This window comes from Ruegeria sp. CK1 (genome assembly GCF_056536545.1).
In genome coordinates this window covers 1-17,219 of sequence record NZ_JBQFPX010000002.1, presented here as the reverse complement: position 1 = coordinate 17,219, position 17,219 = coordinate 1, and the positions used below count along the sequence as shown (strand labels likewise).

At 54.9% G+C, this 17,219-nt stretch carries 13 protein-coding genes and 1 tRNA gene; 10 read left to right on the top strand and 4 right to left on the bottom strand.

The features are described 5' to 3' along the window. The first annotated feature begins 5 nt into the window (after positions 1-5). The 3 genes from ACR0L3_RS06645 to ACR0L3_RS06635 all read left to right on the top strand — a co-directional run bounded on the left by ACR0L3_RS06645 (position 6) and on the right by ACR0L3_RS06635 (position 2,162). The gene (locus ACR0L3_RS06645; protein WP_480744704.1) at positions 6-1,067 is read left to right on the top strand and encodes a methyltetrahydrofolate cobalamin methyltransferase; all 1,062 of its coding nucleotides are present in this window, start codon (positions 6-8) and stop codon (positions 1,065-1,067) included. A 128-nt stretch (positions 1,068-1,195) separates the two neighbouring features. Continuing rightward, positions 1,196-2,023: a polyphosphate kinase 2 family protein gene (locus ACR0L3_RS06640; protein ID WP_480744702.1), complete on the top strand. Its 828-nt coding sequence runs from the start codon at positions 1,196-1,198 to the stop codon at positions 2,021-2,023. A gap of 65 nt (positions 2,024-2,088) precedes the next feature. Next, a tRNA-Gly gene (locus ACR0L3_RS06635) sits at positions 2,089-2,162 on the top strand. A 56-nt stretch (positions 2,163-2,218) separates the two neighbouring features. On the opposite strand, the gene ACR0L3_RS06630 is transcribed toward ACR0L3_RS06635, so the two are convergent. Next, on the bottom strand, positions 2,219-3,076 hold the full coding sequence (locus tag ACR0L3_RS06630) for a class I SAM-dependent methyltransferase (protein ID WP_480744700.1): 858 nt from the start codon (positions 3,074-3,076) through the stop codon (positions 2,219-2,221). 24 nt (positions 3,077-3,100) lie between these two features. Beyond that, the gene (locus tag ACR0L3_RS06625; RefSeq protein ID WP_480744698.1) at positions 3,101-5,143 is read right to left on the bottom strand and encodes an ASKHA domain-containing protein; all 2,043 of its coding nucleotides are present in this window, start codon (positions 5,141-5,143) and stop codon (positions 3,101-3,103) included. Between the two features lie 217 nt (positions 5,144-5,360). On the opposite strand from ACR0L3_RS06625, the gene guaB reads away from it, so the two are divergent. From guaB to ACR0L3_RS06610, 3 genes are all read left to right on the top strand, one after another. Further along, entirely contained in the window at positions 5,361-6,809 is a 1,449-nt protein-coding gene (gene guaB, locus ACR0L3_RS06620) for an IMP dehydrogenase (protein ID WP_480744697.1), read from the top strand. 95 nt (positions 6,810-6,904) lie between these two features. Continuing rightward, entirely contained in the window at positions 6,905-8,062 is a 1,158-nt protein-coding gene (locus ACR0L3_RS06615; protein WP_480744695.1) for an RsmB/NOP family class I SAM-dependent RNA methyltransferase, read from the top strand. Positions 8,063-8,534: 472 nt separating this feature from the next. Beyond that, complete coding sequence (locus ACR0L3_RS06610) at positions 8,535-10,457, top strand: ATP-binding protein (RefSeq protein ID WP_480744694.1); 1,923 nt, start codon at positions 8,535-8,537, stop codon at positions 10,455-10,457. Here the strand turns inward: ACR0L3_RS06610 and ACR0L3_RS06605 are convergent. Beyond that, on the bottom strand, positions 10,454-11,047 hold the full coding sequence (locus ACR0L3_RS06605; RefSeq protein WP_480744692.1) for a sulfotransferase family 2 domain-containing protein: 594 nt from the start codon (positions 11,045-11,047) through the stop codon (positions 10,454-10,456). The genes ACR0L3_RS06610 and ACR0L3_RS06605 overlap by 4 nt on opposite strands. Before the next feature lie 192 nt (positions 11,048-11,239). On the opposite strand from ACR0L3_RS06605, the gene recA reads away from it, so the two are divergent. The 4 genes from recA (at position 11,240) to ACR0L3_RS06585 (ending at position 16,383) form a co-directional block, all read left to right on the top strand. After that, positions 11,240-12,307, top strand: coding sequence for a recombinase RecA (gene recA, locus ACR0L3_RS06600; RefSeq protein WP_480744690.1), 1,068 nt, complete (start codon positions 11,240-11,242; stop codon positions 12,305-12,307). A 139-nt stretch (positions 12,308-12,446) separates the two neighbouring features. Then, complete coding sequence (gene alaS / locus ACR0L3_RS06595) at positions 12,447-15,116, top strand: alanine--tRNA ligase (protein ID WP_480744689.1); 2,670 nt, start codon at positions 12,447-12,449, stop codon at positions 15,114-15,116. Position 15,117: 1 nt separating this feature from the next. After that, a complete protein-coding gene (locus ACR0L3_RS06590) occupies positions 15,118-15,405 on the top strand; it encodes a DUF1330 domain-containing protein (RefSeq protein WP_480744687.1) in 288 nt (95 codons plus the stop codon). A 354-nt stretch (positions 15,406-15,759) separates the two neighbouring features. Next, on the top strand, positions 15,760-16,383 hold the full coding sequence (locus ACR0L3_RS06585; protein WP_480744684.1) for a transglutaminase-like cysteine peptidase: 624 nt from the start codon (positions 15,760-15,762) through the stop codon (positions 16,381-16,383). 210 nt (positions 16,384-16,593) lie between these two features. On the opposite strand, the gene ACR0L3_RS06580 is transcribed toward ACR0L3_RS06585, so the two are convergent. Next, the coding region (locus ACR0L3_RS06580; protein ID WP_480744683.1) for a hypothetical protein at positions 16,594-17,219 on the bottom strand (626 nt) is incomplete at its 5' end.

Genomic DNA, 17,219 nt, shown 5'->3' with positions numbered 1-17,219 from the left:
CGGACATGACCCGTACAGTCGTAGAATCAAAAACAAAAACCGCCGTCCTGGGCTTTGACGAACCGTTCTGCGTGATCGGTGAGCGCATCAACCCGACCGGCCGCAAGAAACTGGCTGCTGAACTAGAAGCGGGCGATTTCTCAACCGTTGAGAAAGACGCGCTGGCGCAGGTTCTGGCAGGCGCGACCGTATTGGATATCAACGCGGGCGTTGTCTACAACTCCAACCCCAACCCGAACGAAACCGAGCCGCCGCTGATGCGCAAGATCGTCGAGCTGGTGCAGGGCCTGGTCGAAGTGCCGCTGTGCATCGACTCGTCGGTTCCTGGGGCTTTGGAGGCAGGTCTTGAGGCCGCCGAAGGCCGTCCACTTCTGAACTCGGTCACCGGCGAAGAAGAGCGTTTGGAACTGGTTCTGCCGCTGGTCAAGAAATACAACGTTCCGGTCGTTGCAATCTCGAATGACGATACCGGCATCTCAGAAGATCCTGATGTCCGCTTCGATGTTGCCCGCAAAATCGTAGAACGCGCAGCCGATTTCGGTATCCCGGCGCATGACATTGTTGTCGACCCGCTGGTCATGCCAATTGGTGCGATGGCAACGGCTGGCCAGCAAGTGTTCGCTCTGGTCCGTCGTCTGCGCGAAGAGCTGGGCGTGAACACCACTTGCGGCGCATCCAACATCTCGTTCGGTCTGCCTAACCGTCATGGAATCAACAATGCATTCCTGCCGATGGCCATGGGTGCTGGCATGACCTCGGCGATCATGAACCCGGTGGCTCTGCCGGTTACGCAGAAGAAGATTGCCGAGAAAAAAGAACAGGTTGCCGCCGCAGGAATCATCCTGCCTGAAGGCATGGATGATGAGGCGTTTGTTCAGATGTTTGGTCTAGGCTCGACCAAGCCGCGCGCTGGTAAGGAAATGGAGGCTATCCGCGCCGCCAACCTTCTGACCAACAACGACGCACATGGCGGTGAGTGGATCAGGTTCAATAAGTCGCCGGAAGAGGCAGGCGCTGCCGGAGCAGCCGGTGGTCGCCGTGGCGGTGGACGTCGTCGCCGCGCCTAGCCTTTAGAGCGCCGAAAATAATAAGGCCGGGCGGCTTGCTCGGCCTTTTTTGTTTTTGACACGGATCAAGGATGCATTTTGGCGGGCAGGCCAAACTGGTTGGATCGGAAGATCAAGGACCGGCGCAAATGACCAGACACCACCCTCCGAAGCTCGCAGATGCGGACCTGAGCCAAAAATTGGGCAAACAGGCGTATTTCAACAAACTGGCTGAGTTGCAGGCCCAGTTGGCGCTGATACAGCAAGCCTTTCTGTTTCATGGAACCAAAGGGGTGATCGTCTTTGAAGGATGGGATGCTGCAGGAAAAGGTGGCACGATCCGAAGGATCAGTCAGGCGCTGGATCCACGAAGTTTCAAAGTGTGGCCTATTGGTGCCCCTCGGAACTACTACCTAAACCGCCACTACCTGCTACGATTCTGGGAAAGACTGCCGCCATTAGGCGCGATTTCAGCTTTTGACCGCAGTTGGTATGGCAGAGTTCTAGTCGAACGGATCGAAAAGTTTACTCCGGAGGAACGTTGGAGAGCGGCTTATCGCGAAATCAACGATTTTGAGCGTATGCTGGTGGATGATGGAACGCGCATCGTAAAACTATTCTTCCATATCTCTCAGGAAGAACAGATGGAGCGGTTTACCGAGCGGCTGCGTAACCCGATGAAACGCTGGAAGCTGACCTATGAAGATTTCCGCAACCGAGAGCGGTGGACCGAAGCGGAGGTCGCCGTAGATGAGATGCTGGCCCGCACGTCCACAGAGACCGCACCATGGCACGTGATTCCAGCGAACAACAAAAAGTATGCGAGAATCAACGCCATGCAAGTGATTGTTGATGCTTTTTCAAAAGGGGTAGACCTGAATCCGCAGCATTTGGATAAGCGAACTTTGGACGCTGCCTGCGAGGCACTGGACGTTGACCAGTCGCTGATCGACAGCCTGCGAGCTCGGACTGAGTAACTCCTAGCCTTGCGTGAAAGGTGCTTGCAGTCGATCAAACCGTGGTGCTATCCAGCCGCTACGCGGCGGGTATGATGTAATGGTAGCCTGTCAGCTTCCCAAGCTGAACGCGCGGGTTCGATTCCCGCTACCCGCTCCAATAATCTCTCCCGACAAACGAGCCGTTTCGAAAGTATACCGTATTGGATCACGTGCCTAATTCGGGCGACGTGCTTGGAACAAGTTGATTTCGGCGGGAATACGAACGGTGTCGTCGATTGCATATGGGCGAAATGCGTCTGCCACCACGTGTTGAATTGCAGTTACGTCCTCGCGCTTTCCATCGAAATGCGCGATAACGCGGGCGGCGGGACCGAAACGGGTGCACAAAGCAGCACAATCAAGCAGAGAACCCTGAAAGTGAAGCATCAGCTGAACAGCATCGGCACGAACGTCGCTCAGACCTGCTTGTTCCAGTAACCCAGTAACCCGTTCGCGATCATGAAACGCCAGTGGACCAGGTGCATTTCGGTCGACTTTGGGCGGCGTACCCAGCCGTTCGGTTGCGGCAATATGTGGCGTCTTGAACCAGGGATTGCCTGGCAAAGGGCCCCACGCCGCAAACGTCATCTGTCCACCAGGCTTCAGCGTTCGTGCCATGTTCGCGAAAGCGGCAACTGTATCTTCAAAGAACATGACGCCAAACCGCGAGATCATGACGTCGTGCTCAGCTTCGGCAAATGGATGGGTTTGGGCATCAGCAAACTGAAAGCCGATATTCCCGACACCTTCTTCGGACGCACGTTGTTCCGCGCGGTTCAGAAAGGGTTGCGAAAAATCAGCCGCCAGAACACGGCCATCGGGGCCAACTGCCTTTGAGGCCGCAATTGAACTGGCGCCAGTGCCGCAGCCGATATCCAGCACGCGCATACCGGGTTGCAACATTGCTCGCTCTAGCACCAGATCCAGAACCGGGGCCATAAGCTCATCGAGTTGGTTCTCATAGGTCAGCCACTTGGCGCCTGACGAGGATTTACCCCAGTATTCGGCCTGTTCTTCGTTAGCAGTTTCCATGTCGCCCCCTGATTTCTGGGGCGACTATGACCTCCGCCGACGTCGACGGCCAGACGTTTCTTCGCCGCCGCCAGAGTTGAAGGACGGCGAGGGAAGGGTGACGACCTGAGCCAGTTCTGGGAACGGGTCAGTTTTGTGCGGTATCGCATTGGCCGCAACAAAATGGTCTTGAAACTTGGGCTCGATAGCTGTTTCGACTTTGGTGATCTCACGAACCACGCGCTCGATCTCGGTTCGGGCCGCGATGTTACACAGGGCAATCCGTGCACCGGTTCCGGCTGCGTTACCCGCGCTTGAAACTTTATCCAGCGGTGCATCCGGGATCATGCCCAAAACCATCGCGTGCTTGGTCGATATATGAGCGCCAAACGCGCCAGCCAGGACCACGCGATCTACGCGATCTACATCCATCTCATCCATCAGCAGCCGCGCGCCGGCGTACAGCGCGGATTTAGCCAACTGAATGGCGCGGATATCGCCTTGAGTGACGGTGATGCGTGGGCCGCCTTCGGCGCTTGCATCATGGATCAAATAGGCATTGGTGCGACCTTCTGGGACGCACCGCGCTGTGCCAGTTTGTTCGGCTGATCCGATAAGCCCGCTTTCATCAAGCAAACCAGCGATGCGCATCTCGGCAACGGCTTCGATGATGCCAGAGCCGCAGATGCCGGTTATGCCCATTGTGGCAACGTCTTGGTCGAACCCTTCCTCATCGGACCATTTTTCTGAACCGATGACGCGAAAACGCGGTTCTTTGGTCACGGGATCGATCTCGATCCGTTCAATGGCACCGGGTGCAGCGCGCTGACCAGAACTTATCTGCGCACCCTCAAATGCCGGACCAGTTGGCGACGAACAGGCCAGAACTCGGCTTGTGTTACCCAACAGGATTTCTGCGTTGGTACCGACATCAACGATGAGCACGAGGTCTTCCGATTTTCCGGGCTCTTCAGACAATGCCACAGCCGCGCAGTCGGCTCCAACATGGCCGGCGATACACGGCAGAATGTAAACCTGCGCGCGGGGATTCATGTTGGTCAGATCCATTTCGCGTGCGGGTAATGATACGCTTTCCGAGGTTGCCAATGCGAACGGAGCCTGTCCAAGTTCGACCGGGTCCAAACCCAGTAGTAAGTGATGCATGACAGGGTTGCAGACGAAAACCGTTTCAACGATCAGATCGGCATCAATTTCTGCTTCGCCAGCGATGGAAGTCGTCAAATCATTGATCGCTTCGCGCACAGCCTTCGTCATTTCTTGATCACCGCCGGGGTTCATCATCGAGTATGAAACGCGGCTCATCAGGTCTTCGCCGAAACGGATCTGAGGGTTCATCAGCCCTGAGGACGCTTTAACCTCTCCGGTTTCAAGATCAGTAAGATGCGCGGCGATGGTTGTCGAACCGAGGTCGATCGCAAGTCCGTACAGTCCTTTCTCATGAAGGCCGGGCCAGATTTCCAAGATACGCGCGACGCTGTCCTTGTGGCCTTTATGAACGGCGACAGTGACCTCCCATTTGCCTTTACGCAAAACGGGCTGCAATTTGGACATCAACGACAGATCGGCGGTGACCGCGTCGATATTCCATTGCTGCTGCAGGGCGCGTTCCAGCCGTTCAAGATCGCCTGTTGGCGAATGCATGTCCGGTTCTTCCACGACCACAAAGTACAACCGGGTCGCCGGGTCCATTGTGATCGCGCGCGCGGCTGCGGCTTTGCGGACGACCTGACGATGTACTTGGCTTTCTGGCGGCACATCGATCACGATGTCGCCCTGAACGGTTGCCTGACAACCCAATCGGCGGCCCGGCTTTAGCCCGCGCTTGTCGTCATAGCGTTGTTCAACCGCGTTCCATTCACTCAGCGCGTCCTCGGAAACAGTCACGCCATGCTTGGGAAACTCACCATAACTTGGTGTAATCTGACATTTCGAACAGATACCACGACCACCGCAGACTGAATCCAGATCGACGCCCAACTGACGGGCAGCGGTCAGCACAGGGGTGCCCACGGGAAAATGCCCGCGTTTGCCAGAGGGGGTAAAGACAACAAGGGGATCGGTGGTCATATCTGGCCTGCCTTTTGTATTCGCGCGTATTTCGGGCAAGATATGGGTTTACGCGCAAAGGGAAAGGGCGTTCAGCGGCAACTTTGATACAGGGAGCGTCGTTTTTTGCCTCGGTATCGGCCCGCAAGGGAAAAGTAGTTTAGGTCAGGGGCTTTTCCTTAGTTAAAATCCATGCAATAGGGTCACCGTCAAACGGGCTTTTGCATGAGGTTAGAAAATGCAGATTCGTGAGGCACTCACCTTTGACGACGTACTCTTGGTTCCCGGGGCATCGACGGTGCTGCCGGCAACTGCGGACACGACCACGCGCGTGACCCGGCAGATTACTATGAATATTCCGCTGCTTAGCTCGGCGATGGATACCGTAACCGAAGCCCGCATGGCCATTGCAATGGCACAGGCTGGCGGCATCGGGGTAATTCACAAGAACCTTTCAGTCGAGGAGCAAGCCCGCGAAGTTCGCCGGGTGAAGCGGTTCGAATCGGGCATCGTCTATAACCCCGTGACACTGCGTGCGGATCAAACTTTGGCAGACGCACAGGCATTGGTGCAGCGCTATAACTTCACCGGTTTCCCAGTAGTGGATGAACAGGGGCGTGTTGTCGGCATCGTCACGAACCGCGACATGCGTTTCGCCACCTCGGAAGATACGCCGATCAAAGCGATGATGACCTCGGACAATTTGGCGATGCTTCAGGAGCCTGCCGATCTCGAAGAGGCTAAAAGCCTGATGAGAGCCCGCCGGATCGAAAAGTTGCTGGTCGTGGATGGTCAAGGGAAATTGACCGGCTTACTGACCTTGAAAGACACCGAACAGGCAGTGTTGAATCCGACAGCCTGTAAGGATCAGCTGGGCCGCCTGCGGGTTGCTGCAGCGACTTCGGTTGGCGACGCGGGATTTGAACGATCAGAACAACTGGTGGATTCGGGCGTCGATATTATTGTTGTTGATACCGCGCATGGTCATTCGCAAGGGGTTTTGGACGCGGTGAAGCGGGCCAAGACTTTGTCGAATGAGGTGCAGATCATCGCGGGCAATGTAGCCACTGCGGACGCAACCAAGGCGCTAATCGACGCAGGAGCGGACGCTGTCAAAGTTGGTATCGGGCCAGGTTCTATCTGTACTACGCGGATGGTGGCCGGTGTTGGGGTGCCTCAGCTGACTGCGATTATGGATTGCGCGGCGGCAGCCGGGGACGTTCCGGTCATTGCCGATGGCGGTATCAAGTTCTCGGGCGATTTTGCCAAAGCCATTGCCGCCGGCGCGTCATGCGCAATGGTTGGTTCGATGATTGCAGGAACCGATGAAAGCCCGGGTGAGGTGATCCTGTATCAAGGTCGGTCGTTCAAATCCTATCGCGGGATGGGCAGCTTGGGGGCTATGGCGCGTGGTTCGGCAGACCGTTACTTCCAGAAGGACGCTGCCAACGACAAGCTGGTACCTGAGGGTATCGAAGGACAGGTGCCTTACAAAGGCTCGGCAAGCGCAGTGGTGCACCAACTGGTCGGTGGTCTGCGCGCCGCAATGGGCTATACCGGTTGCGCGACAGTTGAAGATATGCGCAAGAATTGCAATTTCGTGAAAATTACGGGTGCAGGGCTGAAAGAAAGCCATGTGCATGACGTTCAGATCACACGTGAAAGCCCGAACTATCGGGTGATGTAACCCCAACTTTATCATGAACGGCGCCCTGACCTGGGCGCCGTTTTGCATTCGAGGCACTTGGACCCGAAGCTCTCTCATCAATATCGGAAGAGAACATGACACCGGCCGCACGCATTCAAGCTTCGATAGAAATTCTTGATGAGATCCTCTCGGGAATACCTGTTGAGAAATGCCTGACCAACTGGTCTCGCCGCAGTCGATTTGCCGGGTCCAAAGATCGTGCGGCAGTTCGCGATCATGTCTTTGCAGCGTTGCGGTGCAAGCGTTCTTTCTCTGCGCTCGGAGGTGCCGAAACCGGACGTGGTTTGATGATCGGCGCAATGCGGGCGTCAGAAGGTGCATTGGACGATTTGTTCACAGGGGCTCGTCACGCGCCTGCGGTTCTTTCTTCAGATGAAGTAGCGCGGGAATTCGCGACAACAGCTGAGCGATATGACATTCCAGAATGGTTGTGGCCACGGTTTCAGTCGTCGTTGGGGGATCAAGCGTTAGCGGTTGCACAGGCTCTCCAACACCGTGCACCAGTTCATCTGCGGGTGAACATGATCAAGACTGATTTGACCGGGGCGATTGCTGCTCTGGACGTTGAAGGAATAAAGACGGTTGTACATCCCGCCTGTGCCACAGCGCTGGAAGTCACGGACGGGGCTCGAAAAATTGCCCAGAGCAAAGCCTATTTGGACGGATTGGTGGAGCTTCAGGATGCTGCTAGCCAAGCAGTCGTTGCTTCTCTGAACCTTCAACCTGGTATGCGAGTGCTGGATTATTGTGCTGGGGGTGGCGGTAAATCGTTAGCGCTGGCCGCGCATCGTGGAGTTCAGGTATTTGCCCACGACGTCAATTCCAGCCGGATGCGGGACCTACCGGCACGCGCTGAACGCGCAGGGGCGTATGTTTCAATCTTGTCGAGTAATGATCTTACGCGGCAGGCCCCGTTCGACGTAATTCTAGTGGACGCCCCATGTTCAGGTAGCGGATCTTGGAGACGGGCACCTGCGGGTAAGTGGGCTTTGGACGAAGCCCGCTTGCAGGAATTAACTCAGATCCAGTCAGCTATATTGGATAAAATTCAGTCCATGGTCGCAGCTGGTGGTGTTCTGGCGTATGCAACATGTTCCATCCTGGCCGATGAAAATGATCATGTTGTTGATAAATTTAAGGAATTCAATCCGGAATGGTCTGAGCAGCTCCGCAAAACGTGGCTTGTTTCACACGGAACCGACGGTTTCTTCACCGCGCTATTGACGCGATAAAGCGTCAAGACATAGCAACCTTAAGGAGATTGTCTGGATTCTGTTAATCGTGGATTAACTTTGTTTGGGCTGAGTGCACAAAAGCCCATCGACTTGAGTTGTTATGACTGACTCCACGGAAATACCCTCTGATCCGTCTTTTCCGAAATCCCCGTCCGGCCCACGACTCGTATCCCTGGTGGTAATAGGTTCGCTATTGAGCTTGTCGCCTGCAGTGGGACTTTTGCCCGAGGTCTGGCACGTCGGGTTTGTGGTGGCAGGTGTTTCGTTGTTGGTTACCTCTCTTCTAGTGCTACTGCGGGCAAAGATCGTACACCACCTTGCGCGACAATCGATCAACACAATGGCTGTGTTCGCGGAGCAAGACTGTTTTCCTTGCGTGATCGCGAATGCTCAAGGTGAAATTTTGTCCGCTAATTCTTAAGCACGAGCACAGGTTCAGGCCTATCTGGGTGGGCGATTACAGGATTGCTTGAGGTCGGTATTCGCCAACCCTGCTGCCATTTTACTGCGTTTGCAGTCAAAGGCTGAAATTTTTGGTAAGGCGCGAGAAGAAATCGTAACTGTCGCCTCGACCATCCCGGTTTCCGTATTCGATGTCGGAAATGGCCGGTTCTGTTGGAGGATCCATCTTGATGCAGCCAGTCAGTGGGACGACGTCAGTGTTCCGGTTCTGACCGAAGGACGAAATGGCACTATTCTGCGAGCAAATCCGGCAGCGGTTCAATTATTGGGGCAGGGGTGCATTGATTCTCGGCAGGTGTTTGGAGAACAGTTCCCTGAACAGGGCGGTATTTTTCAGGTCCACACTGCAAGCGGCACTGTTTCGGCCGTTGTTTGCGAGGTTGGTCGATCTGGAATCGTCCGCGACTTAGCTGTTTTGCCAGTTGAAAACAAAGAGCAAGCCAGCGGCGGAACCTCTTTTCCCGAATTGCCGGTACCAATTCTATGCCTTTCACCTGACGGTATTATCCGAAAAGCAAACCGTCTTGCCGTGGCTTTGATAGGAGAGATTGAAACTGGCAAGACCAATGTGGACCAGATCATGCAGGGGCTTGGTCATCCGCTTCTGGAATGGTTGGCAAGCACTGCCGCGCAGGAAACCACAGTGCGTTCTGAGTTTCTGCGTTTGATGCGTCAGGATAAAGAGATATTTGTTCAGGTCACTTTGAACCGCGTCGTAAATAATGGGCAAATCTGCCTGATCGCGGTGTTAAACGACGCAACTGAGCTCAAGACGCTTGAGGCGCAGTTCGTACAGGGGCAGAAAATGCAAGCAGTTGGGCAACTGGCCGGAGGTGTTGCCCATGATTTCAACAACCTGCTGACGGCCATTTCCGGGCACTGCGACTTGTTGTTGCTGCGACATGATCAGAATGATCCAAATTACGGAGATCTTGTGCAGATCAACCAAAATGCCAACCGGGCAGCTGCGCTTGTCGGCCAGTTGCTGGCCTTTTCACGCAAACAAACTCTGCAGTCAGAGGTTCTGGACCTGCGCGATACAATTTCGGACCTCATCCATCTGTTGAATCGATTGGTCGGTGAAAAAGTACGCCTTACCCTAAGCCACGATCCAGCTTTGAAACCAGTGCGAGCGGACAAAAGACAACTAGAGCAGGTTTTAATGAACCTAGTGGTGAACGCTCGCGACGCCATGCCAGACGGTGGCGAGGTCAGGATCGAGACTGAAGTGGTGATGCTGAGCCAACCCCTAAGGCGCGATCGTGCGACTGTTCAGTCAGGAGAATACGTGACGGTTAAAGTGATCGATAGCGGCACGGGAATTCCAGCGGACAAATTGCAAAAAGTGTTTGAGCCTTTCTATACCACCAAGCGCACTGGGGAAGGGACTGGGCTGGGTCTTTCCACTGTCTACGGTATCGTGAAGCAAACCGGAGGTTTCATATTTGTCGACAGTCTTCAGGGACACGGGACTGAATTTACTGTCTATCTACCGGTTTCCTCCTCACGTCCGCAGACTTCGCCAGAACTAGAGCCTGCCGCCACCGCCCAAAGCGCTCGACAAGGCGAAGGCGTTGTCCTTCTTGTTGAAGACGAGGCGCCAGTCCGTGCTTTTGCAACGCGGGCGCTTCGACTTAAGGGTTATACCGTGCTTGAGGCCGGGTCGGCGGAAGAAGCGCTGAATCTGCTCGAAGACGGAGCGCTAAATGTAGACGTATTCGTTACTGACGTTGTTATGCCTGGCATGGACGGGCCGACATGGGTGCGCAAGGCAATGGAGACTCGACCAGATGTAAGAGTGATCTTCATGTCCGGGTATACAGAAGGCGCATTTGGTGGTTCTGGTCCGGAGGTCGCGAACTCAACCTTCCTGCCAAAACCGTTTTCGCTGAATCAGCTGACCGAGGCGGTGTTTCACCAGCTCAACTAAAGTGCTGAAGCGTAGCAGTCGAATTCGGCTTCGTGGCGTTTGCGGAACTTTTGCTCGGTTTTGGATGAAAGAATAAGTTCTCGTTTGGGTGAGACATTTTCCAGTGGCAGTTTGATTTCCATGTTTAACCTGTCTTCCAGAAAGCCCAGAATTTTGTCTTGGCTATCGTATTTGAAGACGTGACTTGCGCCAGAACCGTTGCTGCGCGTTCGAAAAAATTGGCTCTGACTGCCTACGTCAGCGAACTCGGGGCGTGGGTTTTGCATATAGGCCTGAACGAACTCATCAAATGTCATGTCATGGGTTGAATGCGGATGTCCTATGCGGTCGTCGCGACCGCGAAACCGATACCAACTGCCCAACCAGTCGATGGGCTCGCGTACAACGGCCATGATTTCCATCTCGGTCCCGTGCATTTTTCGAAAAATGTTCTGAAAAAAACGATCATAGCGGCGGACAGGGGCGTGTTTGAGGTCTGGTGGCCCGGTCACTACAAAGTCAGCGCGGTCGCTTAGGGCAGTGTGGTAAGCAGTACTACCTGTTTTAGGGACAGCTAGGAACGCAAGGCGTTCCTTATAAAAAACAAGCATTTACTCGCCCTTGGTTCGAATTTGTTTCAATCGCAGATTGGCGTAAAGGACTCTTTAACACAATTGCCCAACAATAATTTCTGTAAGTTTTAGTTGAAATGTTCTCTTTTTGGTCCCATAAGGAACAAGAGGCGAACAAAGCAGCGATTGCCGCCCGTTCAAGGGTGTGACAAAAGAGAAGGCGACAGGACAATGGCGGATCTTCTGACAATGAGCGACAAGAAAAACGCAGACAAGCAAAAGGCGCTCGACAGCGCGCTGGCCCAGATTGAGCGGCAGTTCGGCAAGGGCTCAATCATGAAACTGGGCGAGGACGCCAAGCAGGATATCGACGCAAGCTCGACCGGCTCGCTGGGCCTAGATATCGCGCTGGGAATTGGCGGTCTGCCAATGGGGCGGATCGTAGAGATTTATGGGCCCGAAAGTTCGGGTAAAACGACGCTGACGCTGCATTGTATTGCTGAACAGCAAAAACGCGGTGGTGTATGTGCGTTTGTTGACGCGGAACACGCTCTGGACCCGCAATATGCGCGTAAGCTGGGCGTCGATCTGGATGAGTTGCTGATCTCGCAGCCTGATACCGGTGAACAAGCGCTTGAGATCACGGATACGCTGGTGCGCTCGGGCGCGGTGAACATGGTCGTTGTCGACTCGGTAGCGGCGCTAACGCCGAAGTCCGAGCTTGAGGGCGACATGGGCGACAGCAATGTCGGCGTTCAGGCCCGCTTGATGAGCCAAGCGATGCGAAAGCTGACCGGTTCGATTAGTCGTTCGAACTGTATGGTGATCTTCATCAACCAGATCAGGATGAAAATCGGTGTGATGTTCGGCAGCCCCGAGACTACCACCGGTGGTAACGCGCTGAAATTCTACAGCTCGGTCCGACTGGATATCCGCCGTATTGGGGCGATCAAGGATCGGGACGAGGTTGTTGGAAACCAAACCCGTGTCAAGGTCGTTAAGAATAAGGTGGCGCCGCCGTTCAAACAGGTGGAGTTCGACATCATGTACGGAGAAGGTATCTCGAAAATGGGCGAATTGCTGGACTTGGGCGTCAAGGCCGGTGTGGTTGAAAAGTCGGGTTCCTGGTTCAGCTACGGCGATGAACGGATCGGGCAGGGGCGTGAAAATGCCAAGCAGTATCTGCGCGATAACAGCCGCGCTGCGCTTGAGATCGAAGACAAAATTCGCGCAGCGCACGGGCTGGATTTTGACATGCCTCCGGGTGCCACTGAGGATGACGATATCCTCGAAGCCTGAAGACGCATAGGAAATCAATAACAAGGCGGTCCATTCGGGCCGCCTTGATTGTTTTCAAGTCCCCCTCTGCTGTGGACTATCCGTAGGGACAGGGATAAACCCGTTTCGACACAATATGATTGCGCGCTGAGAGAACCTTATGCCCACGCTGAACGATATCCGATCGACCTTTCTGAATTACTTTGCGAAGCAGGGGCACGAAGTGGTGCCGTCCAGCCCTCTGGTCCCGCGCAATGACCCGACGCTGATGTTCGTGAATTCGGGCATGGTTCAGTTCAAGAACCTGTTTACCGGTGTAGAAACCCGCGATTATCAGCGCGCGACGACAGCACAGAAATGTGTTCGTGCGGGTGGTAAACACAATGATCTCGACAACGTTGGCTACACCGCACGGCACCACACCTTCTTTGAGATGCTGGGTAACTTCTCATTCGGCAACTACTTCAAGCCCGAAGCGATCCCGTTCGCGTGGGAGCTGATCACCAAGGAATTCGGCATAGACAAAAACCGCCTGCTCACGACGGTTTATCACACAGATGATGAGGCGTTTGAGATCTGGAAAAAGGTCGGTGTACCCGAAGACCGGATCATCCGCATAGCCACCAATGACAACTTTTGGCAGATGGGCCCGACCGGTCCGTGTGGCCCGTGTACCGAAATATTTTACGATCACGGCGATCATATCTGGGGTGGCCCTCCGGGTTCTGCCGAAGAGGATGGCGACCGTTTCATCGAAATCTGGAACATCGTTTTCATGCAGAACGAGCAGTTCGAAGACGGATCGATGGTCGAACTTGATATGCAGTCGATCGATACCGGAATGGGGCTGGAACGGATTGGCGCGCTGCTGCAAGGCAGTCATGACAACTATGACACGGATCTGTTCAAGACGCTGATCGAAGCCTCTGCTGAAGCGACCGGAGTTGATCCGTATGGTGATCAAAACGTGCACCACCGGGTCATAGCGGACCACCTGCGTTCGACCTCGTTTCTGATTGCCGATGGGGTGATGCCGTCGAACGATGGTCGCGGTTATGTTCTGCGCCGGATCATGCGTCGCGCCATGCGTCATGCACATCTTTTGGGTGCCAAGGATCCTGTCATGCATCGCTTGGTGCCATCTTTGGTGCAACTGATGGGAGCGCAATACGCCGAGCTTGGTCAGGCACAGGCACTGATTGAAGAAACGCTATTGCTAGAGGAAACTCGATTCAAGCAAACCTTGGACCGCGGCCTGAAGCTTTTGGATGATGAGGTGGCAGGGCTGCCCGACGGTGCCGCGCTGCCAGGAGACTCCGCTTTCAAGCTTTACGATACCTACGGGTTTCCGCTGGACCTGACACAGGATGCGCTGCGCGAAAAGGGCCTAACCGTCGATACGGACGGCTTCGATGCGGCAATGGCCGAACAAAAGGCCAAGGCCCGTGCCGCTTGGGCTGGATCAGGAGAGGCCGCTGATCAGGTGGTTTGGTTCGATGTCTTGGATAATGCTGGGGCGACGGATTTTCTGGGTTACGACACCGAAAAAGCAGAGGGGCAAGTCGCGGCACTGGTTGTCGACGGTGCGCTGGTGGACAAGATCGAAAAAGGTGGCTCTGGTTGGGTTGTTGTGAACCAGACCCCGTTCTACGGAGAGGCTGGTGGTCAGGTCGGGGATACGGGCGAAATCCGTCGTCTCGAAAACATGCAAGATGTAGCGCAAGTTGAAGACACACGAAAGTTTGCCGAGGGCAAGGTCTATGCGCATCGTGTAACAGTCAGCCAGGGCACGCTGTCAACAGGTGACGCGGTCGAGCTTGAGGTCGATCATGCGCGCCGCACTGCAATCAGAGCCAACCATTCGGCCACGCACTTGCTACACGAAGCTCTTCGCGAAACGCTTGGTGACCATGTTGCTCAGCGTGGATCGCTGAACGCCTCGGATCGGCTGCGCTTTGATTTCAGCCATTCCAAAGCGTTGTCTCGTGAGGAAATCCAAAAGGTCGAGCGTGAGGTGAATGAATTCATCCGCCAAAACTCGAGTGTCGAGACCCGCATCATGACACCGGACGACGCCCGTGAATTGGGTGCTCAGGCGCTGTTTGGTGAGAAATATGGTGATGAGGTTCGCGTTGTTTCGATGGGCAAGGCGCCCACGGGAAAAGGTCATGACGGTGAGACTTGGTCGATCGAATTGTGCGGTGGTACGCATGTGCGTCAGACGGGCGACATCGGCACTTTTGTCGTTTTGGGCGACAGTGCCAGCAGCGCTGGTGTGCGTCGGATTGAGGCCCTGACAGGAGATGAAGCGTTTCGCCACATGTCAGCTCAGGATCAACGGCTAAGCCAAATTGCCGCTGAGTTGAAAGCGCAACCCGATGACGTTGTTAGCCGAGTTAAGACTTTGCTGGACGAACGCAAAGCCTTGCAGAACGAAGTTGCCCAACTCCGCCGTGACCTCGCGATGTCTGGTGGATCGGGGCAGGGTGGTGCCGAAGCGCGTGACGTAAACGGTGTTCCATTCTTTGCGCAAGCTCTTTCTGGCGTGTCGGGTAAGGATTTGCCTGCGTTGATCGACGAGCATAAAGCACGACTAGGTACGGGCGCAGTACTGCTCATCGCGGACGCGGGAGGTAAGGCTGCTGTCGCTGCGGGTGTGACGTCAGATTTGATTGACAAGGTCTCTGCTGTCGATTTGGTTCGTGCTGCTGTGTCCGAATTGGGCGGCAAAGGTGGCGGTGGGCGTCCGGATATGGCGCAAGGTGGCGGCCGTGATGCCTCGAATTCAGATGCGGCGATAAAGGCTGCAGAACAAGTATTGGGAGGGTAAAATGCCAGCACTTTGGATCGCTCATGTGACAGTTACCGACGCAGAAGCGTATGGAAAATATGCCGAACTGGCGGGACCTGCGCTTGCGAAGTTCGGTGGTGAGTTTATTGCCCGTGCTGCGCGCTATGTACAACTTGAAGGAAAAGATCGCCCACGGAACGTTATCGCTCGGTTTCCTTCGGTCGAGGCCGCAGTTGATTGTTACAATTCAACTGAATATCAAAAAGCGCTCGATCATGCGCGCGGTGCCAGTGAGCGTGAATTGGTGATTGTTGAGATCGCCGAATAATCCTTTAGAGACAAGCGCCTACACGATCGTTAAAGTGTAGGCGAAATTTCGCCGATCTTTGTGCCGAGCAGCTAACCAAGCCGCTCGGCTTTTTTTGTAGCTGCACTTCACAATATATTTCAATGCCTTACGGGTTTTTGAGGACACGCTTCGTTTGCCGTGCCTTTGGATTGTGACGTGCCCTTCCCACTTTTTGCCTTAAATGGCCTTAATGACTTACGGATTTCTGCCGCGATTGGTTTTCAAGTTCACCTCAGTCGCTGCTGATGGACTAGTCTACTTGTAGTTTAACGAGACTTACTACGGTCTGATTTGCCCAGAGGTGTGCCAGGAGAATTGGATCGAGGAACAAACATGAACCCCTGGAGAAGTTGTTTTAAAGCCGGTTTTGAATGCTTGCCTTCAACTATGGGGCGATTTGTTGTAGTTGCTGCTGTGTCGTTGGCATCGCTGGGTATCGTTTCTACCGCCGACGCAAGCGAGGAACGTTTTATCAAAATTGTTGCTGTATCGCCTCCACCATCAGGAGCGAAACAGTTGTGCCGCCAATATAACTGGGCTTGTTCTACCAAAGCGTCGGCATCCATGTCTTATCAGCAGGAAATGCGGATAATTAAGCGTGTTAACCGGCAGGTAAACGCAACGACGCGATCTGTTTCGGATTATTCGCAATATCGGACCGCCGAAAGATGGGCGTTGCCAACAACACGCGGTGGTGACTGCGAAGACTTCGCGTTGCTGAAGAAACGGGATTTGATCAAAGCTGGCGTTGATCCAAGTAAGCTGCTTATCGCGACGGTTCTGGATACCAAGCGCAATTCGCATGCAGTTTTGGTCTATCGGTCGGCGGCCGGTGATTTGGTTCTGGACAACCTTACCAATCAGATCAAGCCGTGGTCGGCGACACGTTATTTGTTCTTGCGGATGCAAAACCCAAGTAAGCCCAGCAGCTGGGTTGGAATTTATGGCCACAGCTAAAAGGCCAGAGTGTCCAGTGTAAGGCATTGGGAAACTACTAACGACAAGGGCGGCTCGAGGTCGCTCTTTACATTTTTACACATAACCCTGTTTTGGCTATTATGGCGTTGACTACGCCTTGGTTCAGCTGGGCTGATCAGTTCTTACAGCGAAAAACGTAACGGCCACCCAATTGGGTGGCCGTTCACTTTTCTAATGGCGTTGGCGTAATTACCGCTTGCCGCCTTTGCCGCCACCTTTTCCGGCTTTGCCGCCTTTGCCGCCACCTTTTCCAGCTTTGCCGTCGCCACCTTTTCCGGCTTTGCCGTCGCCGCCTTTGCCGCCTTTACCGCCACCTTTTCCGGCTTTGCCGCCTTTACCGCCTTTGCCGCCACCTTTTCCAGCTTTGCCGTCGCCACCTTTTCCGGCTTTGCCGTCGACGCCTTTGCCGTGGCCACCTTTGCCGCCACCCTTACCATCGCCGTTGCTGCCGCCATTGCCATGGCCGCCGCCACCGTTACCAGCTCCCTTGCCGCCGCCGTTGTTGCCGCCGCCGTTTCCAGTTCCGGGACCGGAGCCGCCATTGTTGCCGCCGCCGTTGCCGGGATTTCCGTTGTTTCCGTTCCCATTACCAGGGCCGCCGTTTCCGCCGCCGTTTCCACCGCCGTTGCCGCCGCCGTTGCCGCCGCCATTGCCGCCGCCATTGCCGCCGCCGTTTCCGCCGCCATTGCCGCCGCCGTTTCCACCGCCGTTTCCACCGCCGTTTCCGCCGCCGTTTCCGCCGCCATTGCCGCCGCCGTTTCCACCGCCGTTTCCACCGCCGTTGCCGCCGCCATTGCCGCCGCCATTGCCGCCGC

What these genes read in the sequence shown, in the direction of transcription:
- ACR0L3_RS06645 (WP_480744704.1), top strand. Translation starts at nt 6, where the DNA reads ATGACCCGTACAGTCGTAGAATCAAAAACAAAAACCGCCGTCCTGGGC.
- ACR0L3_RS06640 (WP_480744702.1), top strand. Translation starts at nt 1,196, where the DNA reads ATGACCAGACACCACCCTCCGAAGCTCGCAGATGCGGACCTGAGCCAA.
- ACR0L3_RS06630 (WP_480744700.1), bottom strand. Translation starts at nt 3,076, where the DNA reads ATGGAAACTGCTAACGAAGAACAGGCCGAATACTGGGGTAAATCCTCG.
- ACR0L3_RS06625 (WP_480744698.1), bottom strand. Translation starts at nt 5,143, where the DNA reads ATGACCACCGATCCCCTTGTTGTCTTTACCCCCTCTGGCAAACGCGGG.
- guaB (WP_480744697.1), top strand. Translation starts at nt 5,361, where the DNA reads ATGCAGATTCGTGAGGCACTCACCTTTGACGACGTACTCTTGGTTCCC.
- ACR0L3_RS06615 (WP_480744695.1), top strand. Translation starts at nt 6,905, where the DNA reads ATGACACCGGCCGCACGCATTCAAGCTTCGATAGAAATTCTTGATGAG.
- ACR0L3_RS06605 (WP_480744692.1), bottom strand. Translation starts at nt 11,047, where the DNA reads ATGCTTGTTTTTTATAAGGAACGCCTTGCGTTCCTAGCTGTCCCTAAA.
- recA (WP_480744690.1), top strand. Translation starts at nt 11,240, where the DNA reads ATGGCGGATCTTCTGACAATGAGCGACAAGAAAAACGCAGACAAGCAA.
- alaS (WP_480744689.1), top strand. Translation starts at nt 12,447, where the DNA reads ATGCCCACGCTGAACGATATCCGATCGACCTTTCTGAATTACTTTGCG.
- ACR0L3_RS06590 (WP_480744687.1), top strand. Translation starts at nt 15,118, where the DNA reads ATGCCAGCACTTTGGATCGCTCATGTGACAGTTACCGACGCAGAAGCG.
- ACR0L3_RS06585 (WP_480744684.1), top strand. Translation starts at nt 15,760, where the DNA reads ATGAACCCCTGGAGAAGTTGTTTTAAAGCCGGTTTTGAATGCTTGCCT.